Origin of the sequence: Xanthomonas sp. WHRI 1810A (assembly GCF_040202885.1) — a bacterium.
Lineage (GTDB): Bacteria > Pseudomonadota > Gammaproteobacteria > Pseudomonadales > Pseudomonadaceae > Aquipseudomonas.
Window position 1 is genome coordinate 107152 of record NZ_JBEGED010000002.1, and the last position, 16181, is coordinate 123332.

Consider the following 16181-nt stretch of genomic DNA (forward strand, 5'->3'; position numbering starts at 1 on the left):
GGTTCGCTTATTTCAAAAAAAGCGGTTCGCGTGCGGTGAGGCTGTCTGAATGGAATATTGCAGGCTCTGTGCCATGTGCTCGCACACCGCGGGGGTCGGGTATCCAGGCGGGTTTTCATCCCGGAAGAGTGGCGTAGGCAACAGTTGTGTTGATCCGCTGTTGCTCGACAAACAGTGGCGCACGCCGTGCAACAAATTTGTCATGGGCGGTTGTCAGATGACCGGTAGCGAAGCATGCTGGGAGTCCAATCGTTACAGGATCTTTCTGCGCATGCCTGCCGCTGCCCGAGACGCCGACCTCGCTTCCCGCCGCTCCGCGATTGTCCTCAGCCTGTGCCTGCCCAGTGATGTTCTGTTGTACCTGCTGCTGCCCATGAACGCCGCGGCGTTTGGCATCACCCTGGCCCAGGCCGGTGTCCTGCTGGCGGCCAATCGGCTGGTGCGGATTTTTGGCTACAGCTACGTCGTGCGCTATTTCGCCCGCCGGGGTGATCGCCCCACAGTGATGATGGCCGCCGGGGTCTCGGCGATATGCGCGGTGGGTAACTCGTTCATTTCCGGCTTCTGGTGGTTGCTGATCCTGCGCCTGGGCTGGGGTTTGGCCTACGCGGCGCTCAACCTTTCCACACAAGTGCTGGCGACGTCCGAGCCCGGCGGCGCGGCCCGGCGCTCCGGTCGCTCGCGGGCGATCATCGCCATCGGTCCCATGTTTGCCTTGCCGGTCGGCGCCTTGATCAGCCTGCATTTCGGACCACGGCTGATCTTCCTGATCCTGGCCTTCGCCTCGCTGGCCGCGCTGTGGGTGGCCAGAGGCTTGCCGGAAAACGCCCATGCAATGCCGCCGGCCAGTGCCCGGCGTTTCAAGATGCCGGACAGCGTGGCGGTGTGGTCATTCGTCGAAGGCGTCGCGCTGGACGGGCTGTTCATCTTCGGGTTGTCGTTGCAGGCCCAGGCGGTGCTGGGCGGCAATGCGGTGTTCATCGCCGGGGTGCTGCTGGCCCTGCGTTACGCCTCGGAAATGCTGCTCGCCCCCCTGGGCGGACGGGCCGCCGACACCTTCGGCGCGGTGCAGATGCTGGTGGTGTTTTCCGCGCTGACCGCCGTGGCCCTGACCGCGTTCGGCTTTCACTGGCTGATCATCGGCGCCGGCGGCGTGCTGATCCTGCGCGCGCTGCAGTTGCCGCTGGTTACCACCCTGGTTGCACAACGCAATCCGGGCGCGGGACGCGTCCAGGCGCTGGCGGCCAATGCGGTCTGGCGCGACGTCGGCGCTGGCGTCGGGCCCTTGCTGGCCGGGGTGTTGTTGCCGGTTGCCTCGGCCTCGTGGGTGTATTCCCTGGCAGGCCTGGCCGTGGTCATCAGTGCCGTGGTGTGCAGCCTGCGCAGGTGAGCGACCCTGGATCAGCGTATAGTGCGGCGCCAGGCCGGGGTTGCGCGCACGACCGCTGGGCGAATAATTCGCTCAATCAGGCACTTACGTGCAACCTTTGAGGCGTTTTAGCCTCTTATTCCGGATTCTTCATTTAGCAATAAATCGCTGCCAAGCTGTGCAGCGTGTCAACGAGTCAGCCTACAAGGACGTAGTGAGCCAGGCAGTACTGCCACCACGTACGATAAAAACAGGCCAACATGACCTTCTTCAAACTCTCTTCGTTATCACGACCGATGCGGCGTTGTGCGTACTTCCTGCTGCCAACGTTGGTTGCTTGCGCCGCCGTGTTGTTCTTCTCCATCGGCCGAGGCGTTCACGCAGAGACCAAGAACGGTACGCAGACCCTGGTCTTCTTGCGCCACGCCGAAAAACCCGCCATGGGCCTGGGCCAGCTGAACTGTCAGGGCCTGAACCGCGCCATCGACCTGTCGACGGTACTGCCGGCAAAGTTCGGCGACGCCAACTTCATCTTCGCCGCCAACCCCAGCCGGCACGTGGAAGAAGGCGAGGGCGACCTGTCCTACAGCTACCTGCGCCCGCTCATGACCATCAGCCCCAGCGCCATCAAGCTCGGCCTGCCGATCAACATCGACTTCTCCGCCAACGACACCAGCGACCTGGCCGACGAGCTGATGCTCGACAAATACCACGACGCCACCATCTACACCGCCTGGTCCCACGGCTACCTGCCGGAACTGATCAACAAAGTCGCCGAAGAAGCGTCCGGCCAGAAACTCAAACTGCTGGACGACTGGGTCGGCGACGACTTCGACTCGGTGCTGGTCCTGACGCTGAAATGGGTCAATGGCAAGGCGTCGCTGGAGTACGAGAACTACAAGCAGGATTTGAATGGTGGGGCGGTGGGGTGTCCGACGTGAGGGTGGGTGCGGTGTAGACTCGCTGTTCTCAATGGCGAGCACGGCAGGACCCCTCATGACCCTCATCTGTCGCTTCATGGATTCCCCGGTGGGCCAGCTGAAACTGCTGGCCCGGGGGAATCGCCTGGTGGGCATCCTCTGGGAAAACGACCGTCCTGGTCGCGTTCGCCTCGGGCTTGCGACCGAAGCCCCGGCCAGTGACATCCTCCAGCGCACCGAACAGCAGTTGAACGAGTACTTCGCCGGTACCCGGACGCGGTTCGAGCTCGATCTTGATTTTTCCGGCACCGACTTTCAGAAGAAAGTCTGGCAAGCGCTGTTGACCATTCCCTTCGGCGAAACCCGCACCTACAGCCAGATTGCCCTTCAGGTCGGCAGCCCGGCGGCGGTCAGGGCGGTGGGGGCGGCCAACGGCAAGAATCCGATTTCCATCATTGCGCCCTGTCATCGGGTGATCGGCATGTCCGGCGAACTCACCGGGTTTGCGGGTGGGTTGGCGGCCAAAGAGTTGCTGTTGCGGCTCGAAGGCTGGGATCGCAGTCGGGTGAAGGAGAAGGTCCAGGGCCAGAAATCGAAGCAGGGTGTGTTGTTTCAAGACTGACGTCAGTCAGGTGGGAGGGAGCTTGCTCGCGATATCGGTGTGTCAGTGACGCCTGTGTCGTCCGATCAACCTTGATCGCGAGCAAGCTCCCTCCCACATTTTTTTCTCCTGACCAGAGGTTCTAGCCAGAAAATCCCCGTTGGAGTACAAATGTACTCCATGACGACCTTATCTCCCCGCCGCACCCAGATCCTCGCCTTTATCCGTGACCGCATCGCGCAGCACGGGCAGCCGCCGAGCCTGGCCGAAATTTCCGAAGCCTTCAGCTTTGCGTCCCGCAGTGTGGCGCGAAAGCACATCGTGGCCCTGACCGAGGCCGGTCTGATCGAAGTCACCCCCAATCAGGCGCGGGGCATCCGGCTGGTGGACAGCGGCCCTCGATCTGAATTGCTGGAACTGCCGGTGCTCGGTCGGGTGGCGGCGGGCTTGCCCATCGGGCCGGACATCGACACCCACGCCACTTTGCTGCTGGACCGGAGCACCTTTTCTCGCATTCCCGATTACCTGCTGCGGGTCAAGGGTGACTCGATGATCGAAGACGGCATCCTCGACGGCGATCTGGTGGGGGTGCAGCAAAGCGTCGAGGCCCACGATGGGCAGATTGTCGTGGCGCGTCTGGATGGCGAAGTGACGATCAAGCGCCTGCACAAAGGTGAGCACCAAATCCAGCTGCTGCCACGCAACCCTGCGTACCAGCCGATCATCGTTCATCCCGATCAGGACTTCGCCATCGAAGGCGTGTTCTGTGGCCTGGTGCGACGCGAATGATGGGCGCAGTGGTCAGCCTCGAGGCGCTGCTGGACGAGCGCCGCATCTGGAAAGGCCGTCCTGCGGCCCAACCAGTCGCTGCGCAACCCACCGGGCATGCGTTGCTCGATGCCGCGTTGCCCATGGGAGGCTGGCCGCCGTCGGCGCTGAGCGAAATCCTGATCCCGGCCGATGGCAGTGGCGAGTTGCGCCTGCTGTGGCCGACCCTGGCGCGGCTGGCGGACAGCGGCGAACGCATCGTGCTGGTGGCCCCGCCGTACGTGCCGTACCCGCAGGCCTGGCAGGCGGCAGGGATTGATCTGCAGCAACTGGCGGTGATCGACGCCAACGAGCGCGATGCCTTGTGGGCGGTGGAGCAATGCCTGCGCTCCGGCAGTTGCGGGGCGGTGCTGTGCTGGCCGAAAAAGGTCGATGACCGGGCCCTGCGCCGGCTGCAAGTGGCGGCCGAAACCGGAGAGACCCTGGCCTTCGCCTGCCGTCCGCAACAGGCCGCTGCCAACCCGTCGCCTGCGGCGTTGCGCCTGGCCATCGACGTGCGCCCGACGCAACTGCGGGTGCTCAAATGCCGGGGCGGTCTGGTGCCGGCGACTCCCATTCCCTTCGTGACTGACGCTTGAGGTTCCTATGCTCTGGGCCTGTGTCCTGTTGCCGCAACTGGCGCTGGACGGCGTCTTGCGTCGTCGCGCCGATCCTGAACAACCGCTGGCGCTGATCAGCGGCCCGGCCCAGCGCCGGGTGCTGCAAACCGTCAATCCGGCAGCCCGCGAGCTGGGCCTGCGTCCCGGTCAGTCACTGACCGCTGCCCACGCCATGACCCACGGTTTCGCCACCGTTGAATACGACCCGGCAGACACTGAGCGCTGGCATCGCCTGTTGGCGGCCTGGGCTTACCGCTTCAGCTCACAGGTCAGCCTGAAATACCCCCGGGTGCTGCTGATGGAAATCGAATCCAGCCTGGGGCTGTTCGGGCCGTGGCCGGTGTTCGAAGCGCGCTTGCGCCACGAGTTGACGACGCTGGGCTTCAGCCATCGCATCGTGGTGGCGCCCAATCCGGTGGCCGCGCGCATGCTCGCCAATGGCCACGACGGACTGTCGGTGACCTGCAATGACAGCCTGCTGCAGATCATCGAGCAGATGCCCGTCAACCGGATTGGCCTGAGCCGCGAGGCGTCGACAGCGTTTTCCCGCATGGGCCTGCACAGCCTGCGGCACGTGCTGGCCTTACCTCGGGAAACATTGGCCCGGCGCTTTCCGGCGCAGGTCTTGCAGCACGTGGACACCCTGATCGGGCGCCGGCCCGTGGCGTTGGAGTGCTACATCCCGCCGGACTTTTTCGACCTGCGCATCGAGCTGAACTTCGACGTTGAATCGCATCAGGCGCTGCTGTTTCCGCTCAAGCGGCTGGTGTCTGACCTGGCGGTTTTCCTGGCCGGACGCGACAGCGGGGTGCAGCGCTTCACGATCCATCTGGAGCATGTGCCGAGTGTGACGGGCGCCGTGTCGGACACGCTGGTGCCGGTGGGCCTGCTCAGCGCCGAGCGTGAAGCCAACATGCTGTTTGAGCTGGCCCGGGGTCGGCTGGAGCAGATTCAGGTGCCGTCACCGGTCCGCGCCATGCGCCTGCAAGCGCGGGATTTACCTGCATTTGTGCCCTCGCACCGCGAGCTGTTCGACGAACGTCCGCAGCAGTCGCTGCCCTGGGAGCAACTGCGCGAACGACTGCGGGCGCGGCTGGGCGATGGGGCGGTCAATGGCGTGCGCGCCCATGCCGATCATCGGCCCGAGTGCGCGTGGCAGCCGGGCCTGATCGGCAAGATCGCGGCGCCGCCCCCTTATGCGCCGCGCCCCGGCTGGCTGCTGCGCGACCCCGAACCGCTGCACGAATCCAGCGTGCGAGTGCTGGCCGGCCCCGAGCGGATCGAGTCCGGCTGGTGGGACGGCGGGGACGTGCGGCGCGACTATTTCCTGATTGAAACCCGCACTGGCCAGCGCGCCTGGGCCTACCGCCCGGTGGGTGACGACAGCGGCCTGTTGCTGCACGGCTGGTTCGCATGAGCGGCGACTACGCGGAGCTGCATTGCCTGTCCAACTTCAGTTTCCAGCGCGGGGCGTCCAGCGCCAAAGAGCTGTTCGAGCGCGCCAGACTGCATGGCTATCAGGCGCTGGCGATCACCGATGAATGCACCCTGGCCGGCATCGTGCGGGCGTGGCAGGCGTCGAAAGACTGTGAACTGCCGTTGATCATCGGCAGCGAAATGCTCATCGACCAGGGCCCGAAGGTGGTGCTGTTGGTGGAAAACCTGGCCGGCTATCAGGCGTTGTGCGGCTTGATCACCCAAGCCCGGCGACGGGTGAAAAAGGGCGAATACCGGGTGCTGCGTGAGGACTTCATGGCGCCCATGGCCGGGCTGCTGGCGCTGTGGGTGCCGGACGTGCACGAAGATTCCGCGACGCTGCACGAGCAAGGCCGATGGCTGCGTACGACGTTTCCCCTCGGCCTGTGGCTGAGTGTCGGGTTGCATCGTGGGCCTGACGATGACAAGCGCCTGGCGCAGTTGATGGTCTTGGCCCGGGAAACTGGCATGCCGGCCGTGGCCACCGGCGATGTGCACATGCACGCCCGGGGTCGCCGCGCCTTGCAGGACACCATGACTGCCATCCGCCATCACACCACGGTGGCCGAAGCTGGGCACCGGTTGTTTGCCAATGGCGAACGGCACCTGCGTTCCCGGTCCATGCTGGCGGACGTCTACCCCGCGCCGTTGCGGGCCGAAACCCTGCGCATTGCCCAGCGCTGCACGTTCGATCTCGGCCAGTTGCGCTACGAGTATCCCCGCGAACTGGTGCCCAAGGGCGACACCGCCACCTCATGGCTGCGCCAGCTGACGGAACAAGGCGCGCGCTATCGCTGGCCCGGCGGTGTGCCCGACAAGGCCCGGGAAAACATCGAAAAAGAGCTGAAAGTCATCGCGCAGATGAAGTACGAAAGTTACTTCCTGACCGTGCAGGACATCGTCGCCTTTGCCCGTGAGCGCGGGATTCTGTGCCAGGGCCGGGGGTCGGCCGCCAACTCGTCGGTGTGTTTCGCCCTGGGCATCACCGAGCTGGACCCGCAGAAGAGCAACCTGCTGTTCGAGCGCTTCATTTCCACCGAGCGCAACGAACCGCCGGACATCGACGTGGATTTCGAGCACGAGCGTCGCGAGGAAGTCCTGCAGTACGTGTTTCGCCGATATGGCCGGGGCAGGGCAGCACTGACGGCCGTGGCCAGCACTTACCACGGCGCCGGGGCGGTCAGGGACGTGGCCAAAGTGCTGGGCCTGCCGCCGGATCAGATCAACGCGCTGGCCGACTGCTTCAGCCGCTGGAGCGACTCGATTCCGCCCGCTGAACGCCTGCGCGAGTGCGGCTTCGACCCGGACAGCCCGATCCTGCGTCGGGTCATGGCGCTCACCGCCGAACTGATCGGCTTTCCCCGGCACCTGTCGCAGCACCCTGGCGGTTTCGTGATTTCCGAACACCCGCTGCACACCCTGGTGCCGGTGGAAAACGCCGCCATGGCCGACCGCACGATCATTCAGTGGGACAAGGACGATCTGGACCTGGTGGGGCTGCTCAAGGTCGACATCCTGGCGCTGGGCATGCTCACGGCCTTGCGCCGCACCTTCGAGCTGGTGGAACTGCACCGCAAGACCCACTGGACACTGGCCAGCATCCCCCAGGAAGACAAACCCACCTACGAGATGATCAGCCGCGCCGACACGATTGGCGTGTTCCAGATCGAGTCCCGGGCGCAGATGTCCATGCTGCCGCGCCTGCAGCCCAAGACCTTCTACGACCTGGTGATCGAGGTCGCCATCGTCCGGCCGGGACCGATTCAGGGCGGCATGGTGCACCCGTACCTGCGTCGACGCATGGGCGAAGAGGCAGTGGTTTATCCTTCGGAAGAGCTCAAGGACGTATTCGAGCGCACTCTGGGCGTTCCGCTGTTTCAGGAGCAGGTGATGCAGCTGGCGATTGTTGCCGCCGATTATTCGCCCGGCGAGGCGGACCAGTTGCGCCGTTCCATGGCGGCCTGGAAACGCCACGGCGGGCTGGAGCCTCACCGCATCCGGCTCAGTCAGCGTATGGCCGAGAAAGGCTATACCGATGAATTCATCACCCGCATTTTCGAGCAGATCAAAGGCTTCGGCAGCTATGGCTTTCCTGAGTCCCACGCTGCCAGCTTCGCGCTGCTGACCTATGCCAGTTGCTGGCTCAAATGCCACGAACCGGCCGCGTTCACCTGCGCGCTGATCAACAGCTGGCCCATGGGGTTCTACAGCCCTGACCAACTGCTGCAGGACGCGCGGCGTCATCACATCGAAATCCGCCCGGTGGACGTGCGTTACAGCGACTGGGATTGCACGCTGGAACCGCTGGACAACCGCGAATACAACCAGAATCTGGCGATCAGGATGGGCCTGCGCATGATCCGCGGCTTTCGGGAAGAGGACGCCAGACGCATTGAAACCGTGCGCATCGACAAAGTGTTCAGCGACGCCACCGACCTGTGCCTGCGGGCGAACCTGGACAACCGCGCCCGGGAGGCATTGGCCGATTCCGGGGCCTTGCGCGGCCTGATAGGCCATCGCCATCGCGCGCGCTGGGAGATCGCCGGGGTTGAAGCGCAGCGGCCGCTGTTCACCGACCAATGCACCTCCGACGAGCCCCAGGTGGCGTTGCCGCTGCCGAGTGTGGCCCAAGATCTGGTGGCCGATTATCAGACCCTCGGGACGACGTTGGGCCCGCACCCCATGGCCTTGTTGCGCGGCAAACTGGCGGCCAAGCGCTTTCGCAGCTCCAAGGATCTGCTGGACCTGGAACACGGTTGCACCGTCAACGTGGCCGGACTGGTGGTGGGCCGACAACGGCCCGGCACGGCGAGTGGCGTGACTTTTGTGACGTTGGAAGACGAGCACGGCATGCTCAACGTGGTGGTCTGGCTGGACCTGGCCGACCGGCAGCGCAAAGTGCTGGTGGGTTCGCAACTGATGCAGGTGTTCGGCAAGTTCGAATACCAGAAGGGCGTGCGGCACGTCATCGCCCAACGGCTGTTCGACCTCACGCCGCTGCTCACCGGGCTGGACGTGCGCAGTCGGGATTTCAAGTGAGCGTCAGGCCATGAGCACCCCATGGATATGTAGGAGCTGACGACCAGCGGAAGGCTCCGGGGTCGCGCTCGACCGATTCAATCTGTCTGACACACCGCAATCGCAGCCTCCCGCTGGTCGTCAGCTCCTACAAAAGCAAAGGACCAAGCGACTAACGCACCCGCCAATTGCGCGGCAGTGTTGGAGCGAGGCTTGCCCGCGAATGCAGTGTTTCATCCATGGAGATGCACCAGGAACAAGCGCCTCTTCGCGGGCAAGCCTCGCTCCAACAGGCCCTTAAGCGAATGGGAGTCTTTTTATCAAGACTCCATGATCCCCAACGCCGCCATCTTCTTGTACAGCGTAGAACGGCCAAGCCCCAGTTGCCGGGCGGCGAGGACCACGTTGCCGCCGCATTCGGCGAGTGTCGATTGGATCAACGTCCGATCAAACCGCTGCCGGGCTTCGGTATAGGTTTCCACGCTGTTCAGCCCGTTTGCGCTTGAAGGAAGCGCGCCGGTATCCAGCGGGATGAGGGTGCCAATGGCCGTGCGGATGTCGTGGGCGTTGAGCAGCAAATCATCACTGAGCAACGCCGCTCGTTCGAGCACGTTGTGCAGTTCGCGGATATTGCCCGGCCAGGCGTGTTGCGCCAGGACGCTCGCCGCTGCGGGGTCAAGCTCGTGCTGACTGTGCAGTTCTTCAAGAATCGCTTCGCTCAAGGCGGGCAGGTCGTCCAGACGCTCGCGCAATGGCGGCACCTGGATCGGGATCACACTGAGCCGGTCAAACAGATCGGCACTGAATTCGCCGCGCTTGATGGCGGCCTCAAGGTCCGTGGAGGTCGCCGCAATCAGGCGCACATCACTCTTGAGCCTCTGGCTGGAACCCACCGGCTCGAATTCCTTTTCCTGCAACACCCTTAGCAATTTGCGCTGCAGCGGCAGTGGCATGTCGCCAATCTCATCGAGAAACAACGTACCGCCTTCGGCCACGTGGAATTCGCCGTGACGGCCCTTGCGCTCAGCGGTGAAGGCGCTGGGGGCGGTGCCGAAAAACTCGGCCTCCAGCAGCGCTTGGGGAATGGCCGCGCTGTTGATACTGACAAAGGGTTTGCCGGCACGGGGCGATGCGTTGTGAATGGCGTGGGCCAGCAGCTCCTTGCCGGTTCCGGTCTCACCCAGCAGCAACACAGGCGAGTCGGCACTGGCACTGCGCCGTGCCCGGCGCTTGACCTCAAGGCTCGGTGCGCAGGTGCCAATGAAGTGCGAAAAGCTGTAGCTGGCCTGTCGCGCCCGCAGTAGCGAACGGGTCGAGGCCAGTTCCTGCTGCAGGCTCAGGTAGCGCTTGAGCAGCGGCGACATGGCATTGAGTTCATCGAACAGGGCGAAGCCGATGGCGCCGATGACCCCGCCGATGTCGTCGTGAATGGGCAGGCGCATCACCACCATCGGGTCTTTGGCGGTGTCCATCATGTCCAGCAAAATGGGTTGGCCATCACAGGCGACCTGGCGCAGCAGACTGCCGGGAATGACGGTTTCACATGGCTGGCCGACGGCGCGGCTGGCGTCTTCCAGGCCAAAGCGCCTGGCATAGCGCTCGTTGATCCAGACGATCCGCGCATCCTTGTCGACGATGACCGTGCCTTCACTGGACTGCTCGATGATCTCGAACAACGAACGGATCGCCAGGCGCCTGACGCGGTGGTAATCCTTGAGGCTATTGCTGTCGTTCATGCCGTGTCCGTCATCGCTTTTTCGGCAGCTGGCCGGTCAGATTACGGGTGTTGATTCAATTGAAGCCAGGATGCGCCGCTGCCAGCAACTCGCGGGTGTAGGGGTGTTGCGGCGCATCGAACACATCATGGCTGGCGCCGCGCTCGACGACCTTGCCATCCTTGACCACGATCACGTCATGGGCCAGGGCCTTGACCACCGCCAGATCGTGGCTGATGAACAGGTACGTCAAGCCATGCTTTTCCTGCAACTGGCGCAAGAGCGCCACGACCTGCTTCTGCACGGTACGGTCCAGTGCAGACGTCGGTTCATCCAGCAATATCAGGGCAGGTTTGAGCACCAGCGCACGGGCGATCGCGATACGTTGTCGCTGACCGCCAGAAAACTCGTGGGGGTAACGGTGCCGACTCAGCGGGTCGATCCCGACTTCTTCCAGTACACGAATGACTTCGTTTTCACAGCAGACGTTGTCCAGTTCGCTGTGCACTTCCAGCCCTTCGCTGATGATTTGCGCCACGGACATCCGCGGGCTCAGGCTGCCATAGGGGTCTTGAAAGACCACCTGCATCTGCTTGCGCCAAGGGCGCATCTGCTTCTGGGTGAGGGTGTCCAGCGACTGACCGTTGAAACGGATACTGCCACGCGATTCCAGCAAGCGCAGGATTGCCTGACCAAGTGTCGATTTGCCTGAACCGGATTCGCCCACGATGCCCAGGGTTTTGCCGCGTTCGATGCTCAGGCTGATGTCATCCACCGCCTTGATGTACTCCCGATGCCGACCGAAAATCCCGCCGCCCAGGGAAAACCACACCCGCAGGTTGTCGACTTCCAGCACCTTTTCCCGGGTGTCGCGGGGCAGGGGTTCACCGGCGGGCTCGGCGTCCAGCAACAGCCGGCTATAAGGGTGCTGCGGCTGACTGAACAGCGTGCGGCAATCGGCCTGCTCGACGATCTCGCCGCCGCGCATCACGCACACCCGCTGGGCGATGCTGTGGACCAGATTCAAGTCATGGCTGATCAGCAACAACGACATGTTCAGCCGTTGTTGCAGTGCCTTGAGCAGCAGCAGGATCTTGCGCTGGACCGTGACGTCGAGGGCAGTGGTGGGCTCGTCGGCAATCAGCAGTTCAGGCTCGCAGGCCAGCGCCATGGCAATCATCACCCGCTGCCGCTGACCACCGGAAAGCTGGTGCGGATAGGCCTTGAGCCGCTTCTTCGCGTGCTGGATGCCCACCAGCTCGAGCAGCTCCAGGATGCGTTTCTGCGCCGCGCGACCGGTCATGCCCTTGTGCAGCAACAGGGTTTCGCCGATCTGCCGGGACACCGTGTGCAGCGGGTTGAGCGAGGTCATCGGCTCCTGGAAGATCATCGCGATCTGGTTGCCGCGAATCTCGCGCAGCACCTTGCCGTTGGCCCCCAGCAGCTCTTGCCCGCGATAACGGATGCTGCCGGTGCTGACCGTGCCCGCCTGGGGCAGCAGTTGCAGGATCGAGTGCGCCGTCACCGACTTGCCCGAGCCCGATTCGCCCACCAGCGCCAGGCATTCACCGGCCGGGATGTCCAGGCTCAGGTTTTTGACCACCGTATTGCCGCTGAAGGACACCGTCAGGTCGCGTATTTCGATCAGGTGCTCAGACATGTCAGGACCTCGGGTCGAAGGCATCACGCAGCGCCTCGCCTATGAAAACCAGCAGCGACAGAATCAGCGCCAATGTGAAGAAAGCCGTCAGGCCCAGCCACGGCGCCTGCAGGTTCTGCTTGCCCTGGCCGATCAGTTCGCCCAGCGAAGCACTCCCGGCCGGCATGCCGAAACCGAGAAAATCCAGGGCGGTCAGGGTCGAAATCGCGCCGGTCAGGATGAACGGCAGGTAGCTCAGGGTGGCGTTCATGGCGTTGGGCAGGATGTGGCGCATGATCACTTTGCGATCCCCCAGGCCCAAAGCGCGTGCGGCCTTGACGTACTCAAGATTGCGCCCGCGCAGGAACTCGGCGCGGACCACGTCCACCAGTGCCAGCCAGGAAAACAGCGCCATGATTCCCAGCAGCCACCAGAAATTGGGCTCGACGAAGCCCGACAGGATGATCAGCAGGTACAGCACCGGCAACCCGGACCAGACTTCCAGCAGCCGCTGACCGATCAGGTCTACCCAGCCGCCGTAATAGCCCTGCAGGGCGCCGGCCGCGATGCCGATCAGCGCGCTGATCAGGGTCAACGCCAGCGCGAAGAGAATCGAGACCCGCGCGCCAAAGATCACCCGTGCCAGCACGTCCCGGGCCTGATCGTCGGTGCCCAGCCAGTTGACCGAGGAGGGCGGGGTGGGCGCCGGTTTGTTGAGGTCGTAATTGGGTGTGTCATCGCTGAACGGAATCGGCGGGAACAGCATCCAGCCGTCGCCCTTCTGGATAAGCTTCTGCACGTAATCGCTGCGGTAATCGGGCTGGAACGGCAGTTGACCGCCAAATTCCTGCTCGGTGTAACGCTTGAACGCGGGGAAGTAGAGGTCGTGCTGATAGCTGAGCACCAGGGGTTTGTCGTTGGCGATCAACTCGCCGCCCAGGCTGATCAGAAACAGGCCGCAAAACAGCCACAACGACCACCAGCCGCGGCGGTTGTTGCGGAAACGCTCGAAGCGCCGGCGCGCCACCGGAGACAGTCTGCGCATCAGGCATTCCTCGCGCTGAAGTCGATTCGGGGGTCCACCAGCGTGTAGCAGATATCGCCCACCAGTTTGATCACCAGGCCGAACAGCGTGAAGATGAACAGCGAGCCGAACACCACCGGGTAATCCCGAGCAACCGCCGCTTCGTAGCTCATGCGGCCCAGCCCGTCGAGGGAGAAAATCACCTCGATCAACAGCGAACCGGCGAAGAACACGCTGATGAACGCCTGGGGAATCCCGGCGACCACCAGCAGCATGGCGTTGCGAAACACGTGGCCATAGAGGACGCGGCGTTCACTCAGGCCCTTGGCCCGGGCAGTGACTACGTACTGGCGGGTGACCTCATTGAGGAAGGAGTTCTTGGTCAGGATCGTCAGCGTGGCAAAACCGCCGATCACCAGCGACGCGACCGGCAGCACCAGGTGCCAGAAATAGTCGGCGATCTTGCCCAGCGTAGTCAGTTGATCGAAGTTTTCCGACACCAGCCCCCGCACTGGGAACCAGTTCAGGGACGTGCCGCCGGCAAACATCACCACCAGCAACATGGCGAACAGAAACGCCGGCATCGCGTAGCCGATGATGATGGCGGTGCTGGTCCAGATGTCGAAATGGCTGCCGTGCCGGACCGCCTTGCGAATCCCCAGGGGGATCGACACCAGGTAGGTGATCAGCGTGGCCCACAGCCCTAGGGAGATCGACACCGGCATCTTTTGCAGAATCAGGTCGGTGACCTTGGCCCCGCGAAAGAAGCTGTTGCCGAAATCCAGCCGTGCGTAACTGCTGACCATCAGCCACAGACGTTCATGCAGCGGCTTGTCGAAGCCGTACTGGTGTTTGATGTCTTCAATGAGCTTGGGGTCCAGGCCACGGCTGGCCCGGGATTGCCCGGCGTTCATGGTCTCGGTGTGACCGGCGCCGATGGAGCCGCCCGCGACCCCTTGCAGCTTGGCGATGGCCTGTTCCACTGGGCCACCGGGGGCGGCCTGCACGATAAAGAAGTTCACCAGCAGAATGGCAAACAACGTCGGGATGATCAGCAACAGGCGCCGCAGCAGGTAGCCGAGCATCACTTCACCTCCGTGGGGATGGCCGAGGCGCCGCGTTGCCGGGCGAACTGCTCGTTGGTCAGGGCCTGCGGGCTGATTTCCCACCAGGTCTCGATGGCTTCACTGTTGCTGGCCTGTACTTTCGGGATGCCGAAGCGGTTCCACCAGACCGTGGACGAGCCCGGCGGGTAGTAGTTGGGAATCCAGTAGTAGCCCCACTGCATGACCCGGTCCAGGGCATGGGCGTAGTCGACCATCGTCGGTTTGTTGTCCGCCGTGGCCAGGCCGTTGATCAGCGCATCGACGGCGGGATCCTGCAGCACCATGTAGTTGCTGGAGCCCGGGTCCTTGGCGACCCGGGAGCCGAAACTGTTGTACAGCTCGACGCCGGGGGAGGTCGAGACGTTGTAGCCGGTGACGATCATGTCGTAGTCCCGGGCCATGACCCGGTTCAGGTACTGCGCCGAATCGATACGCCGGATCTCGAAATCGATGCCGATCTGCGCCAGGTTGCGTTTGTACGGCAGCAGGATTTTTTCCAGACCGTTCTGGGCGTTGAGAAAGGTAAAACTCAGTGCCTCGCCCGCGGCATTCACCAGATGGTCGCCCTTGGGCATCCAGCCGGCTTCTTCCAGCAAGCCCAGCGCTTGCAGTTGCTTGTCGCGAATAAAGCCGGTGCCATCGGTTTTCGGCGTTTCGAACACGGTGGTGAAGACTTCAGGCGGGATTTGCCCGCGCAGGGGCTCGAGGATCTTCAGCTCCGCTTCGGTGGGCAACTGCGTGGCGGCCAGGTCGCTGTTGGAAAAATAGCTGCTCTGACGGATGTAGACATTGCGCATCATCTGCTTGTTGGTCCACTCGAAGTCCCAGAGCAGGTCCAACGCCTGCCGCACCCGCCGGTCCTGGAATTTCTGGCGGTCCAGGTTGAACACGAAACCCTGGGAGCTCTGCACCGCGCCCCGCGCCAGATGAGCCCGCTGCAGACGGCCTTCGGTCAGGGCATCGCTGGCGTACCCGATGGAATAGCCGGTGGCCGAGAACTCACGGTTGTAGTCATAGCCGCCACCGCGCAGGACCTGGCGCGCAACGTCGATGTCGCCAAAGTACTCGACGCTGAAATGATCGAAATTGTACTGGCCCCGGGCGACTGGCAAGTCCTTGCCCCACCAGTCTGCGTTGCGCTCGAAAGTAATGCTGCGTCCGGGGTCGACCTTGCCGATCCGGTACGGTCCGCTGCCCACGGGCGGCTCGAAATTGCCCGCATCGGCGAAGTCCCGGGATCTCCACCAGTGTTCGGGGAAGACCGGTAGCGAGGCGAGGTCCAGGGGCAGGGTGCGGCTCTGGTTACTTTTGAAGTCGAAACGGACCTGAGTGGGTGATTCGACCTCGACCGCCTTTACGTCCTCGAACTCGGTGCGGTAGGACAGGCTGCCTTGGGTCATCAGCAGGTTGTAAGTGAACCGCACGTCGTCGGCGGTGATCGGCGTGCCGTCGGCGAAACGGGCCTTGGGATTCAGGTAAAACCGCAGCGACAGGCCGTCGGCGCCACGCTCCATGTTCTCGGCGACCAGCCCGTAGACGGTGTAGGGCTCATCCAGCGAACGTACGGCGAGCGGCGAATAAAGCAGGCCATTGACCTGTGAGACACCGGTGCCTTTGTCCAGGTACGGCATGATGTGATCGAACTGCCCGATTTCTAACGCCGAGCGCCGCATGCTGCCGCCTTTCGGGGCGTCGGCGTTGACGTAATCGAAGTGCTGGAAACCGGCGGGGTAGCGGGGTGCTTCTCCGTAGACAGTCAGGGCGTGTTGGGGGGCGGCGGACAATGATTGAAAACCCGAGACAAGGGCCAGCGTTGCAACCATCAGCGATGAAAAAACAAAACGCATTAAACAAATCCTGACTGATGCGCGAAGCAAGGCATCAGG

General features: G+C 63.3%; 12 protein-coding genes. 7 read left to right on the plus strand and 5 right to left on the minus strand.

Translation table 11 applies throughout. The annotated features are described in order from the left end of the window. The first annotated feature begins 271 nt into the window (after positions 1–271). The 7 genes from ABQX22_RS03755 (at position 272) to ABQX22_RS03785 (ending at position 8832) form a co-directional block, all read left to right on the plus strand. Positions 272–1390, plus strand: coding sequence for an MFS transporter (locus tag ABQX22_RS03755; protein WP_349796623.1), 1119 nt, complete (start codon positions 272–274; stop codon positions 1388–1390). Positions 1391–1629: 239 nt separating this feature from the next. After that, positions 1630–2310: a hypothetical protein gene (locus ABQX22_RS03760; RefSeq protein ID WP_349796625.1), complete on the plus strand. Its 681-nt coding sequence runs from the start codon at positions 1630–1632 to the stop codon at positions 2308–2310. A gap of 55 nt (positions 2311–2365) precedes the next feature. After that, positions 2366–2911 carry a methylated-DNA--[protein]-cysteine S-methyltransferase gene (locus tag ABQX22_RS03765; protein WP_349796627.1) on the plus strand — a complete coding sequence of 182 codons (546 nt, stop codon included), beginning with the start codon at positions 2366–2368 and terminating at the stop codon, positions 2909–2911. 159 nt (positions 2912–3070) lie between these two features. Then, on the plus strand, positions 3071–3679 hold the full coding sequence (gene lexA / locus ABQX22_RS03770) for a transcriptional repressor LexA (RefSeq protein WP_349796629.1): 609 nt from the start codon (positions 3071–3073) through the stop codon (positions 3677–3679). Then, positions 3679–4296: a translesion DNA synthesis-associated protein ImuA gene (imuA, locus tag ABQX22_RS03775; RefSeq protein WP_349797523.1), complete on the plus strand. Its 618-nt coding sequence runs from the start codon at positions 3679–3681 to the stop codon at positions 4294–4296. Before lexA ends, imuA begins: the two co-directional genes overlap by 1 nt. A 7-nt stretch (positions 4297–4303) precedes the next feature. Continuing rightward, positions 4304–5734: a Y-family DNA polymerase gene (locus ABQX22_RS03780; protein WP_349796631.1), complete on the plus strand. Its 1431-nt coding sequence runs from the start codon at positions 4304–4306 to the stop codon at positions 5732–5734. After that, positions 5731–8832 carry an error-prone DNA polymerase gene (locus ABQX22_RS03785; RefSeq protein WP_349796633.1) on the plus strand — a complete coding sequence of 1034 codons (3102 nt, stop codon included), beginning with the start codon at positions 5731–5733 and terminating at the stop codon, positions 8830–8832. Before ABQX22_RS03780 ends, ABQX22_RS03785 begins: the two co-directional genes overlap by 4 nt. A 299-nt stretch (positions 8833–9131) precedes the next feature. On the opposite strand, the gene ABQX22_RS03790 is transcribed toward ABQX22_RS03785, so the two are convergent. The 5 genes from ABQX22_RS03790 to ABQX22_RS03810 are packed head-to-tail and all read right to left on the minus strand — an operon-like array spanning position 9132 to position 16142. Further along, a complete protein-coding gene (locus ABQX22_RS03790) occupies positions 9132–10547 on the minus strand; it encodes a sigma-54 interaction domain-containing protein (protein WP_349796635.1) in 1416 nt (471 codons plus the stop codon). Between the two features lie 55 nt (positions 10548–10602). Next, positions 10603–12186, minus strand: a complete 1584-nt coding sequence (locus ABQX22_RS03795) for an ABC transporter ATP-binding protein (RefSeq protein ID WP_349796637.1) — start codon at positions 12184–12186, stop codon at positions 10603–10605. A 1-nt stretch (position 12187) separates the two neighbouring features. Continuing rightward, positions 12188–13210: an ABC transporter permease gene (locus ABQX22_RS03800; protein WP_349796639.1), complete on the minus strand. Its 1023-nt coding sequence runs from the start codon at positions 13208–13210 to the stop codon at positions 12188–12190. Beyond that, positions 13210–14274 carry a microcin C ABC transporter permease YejB gene (locus ABQX22_RS03805; protein WP_349796641.1) on the minus strand — a complete coding sequence of 355 codons (1065 nt, stop codon included), beginning with the start codon at positions 14272–14274 and terminating at the stop codon, positions 13210–13212. The genes ABQX22_RS03800 and ABQX22_RS03805 overlap by 1 nt, the downstream gene beginning before the upstream one ends. Beyond that, complete coding sequence (locus ABQX22_RS03810) at positions 14274–16142, minus strand: extracellular solute-binding protein (protein ID WP_349796643.1); 1869 nt, start codon at positions 16140–16142, stop codon at positions 14274–14276. Before ABQX22_RS03810 ends, ABQX22_RS03805 begins: the two co-directional genes overlap by 1 nt. Positions 16143–16181 lie beyond the last annotated feature (39 nt).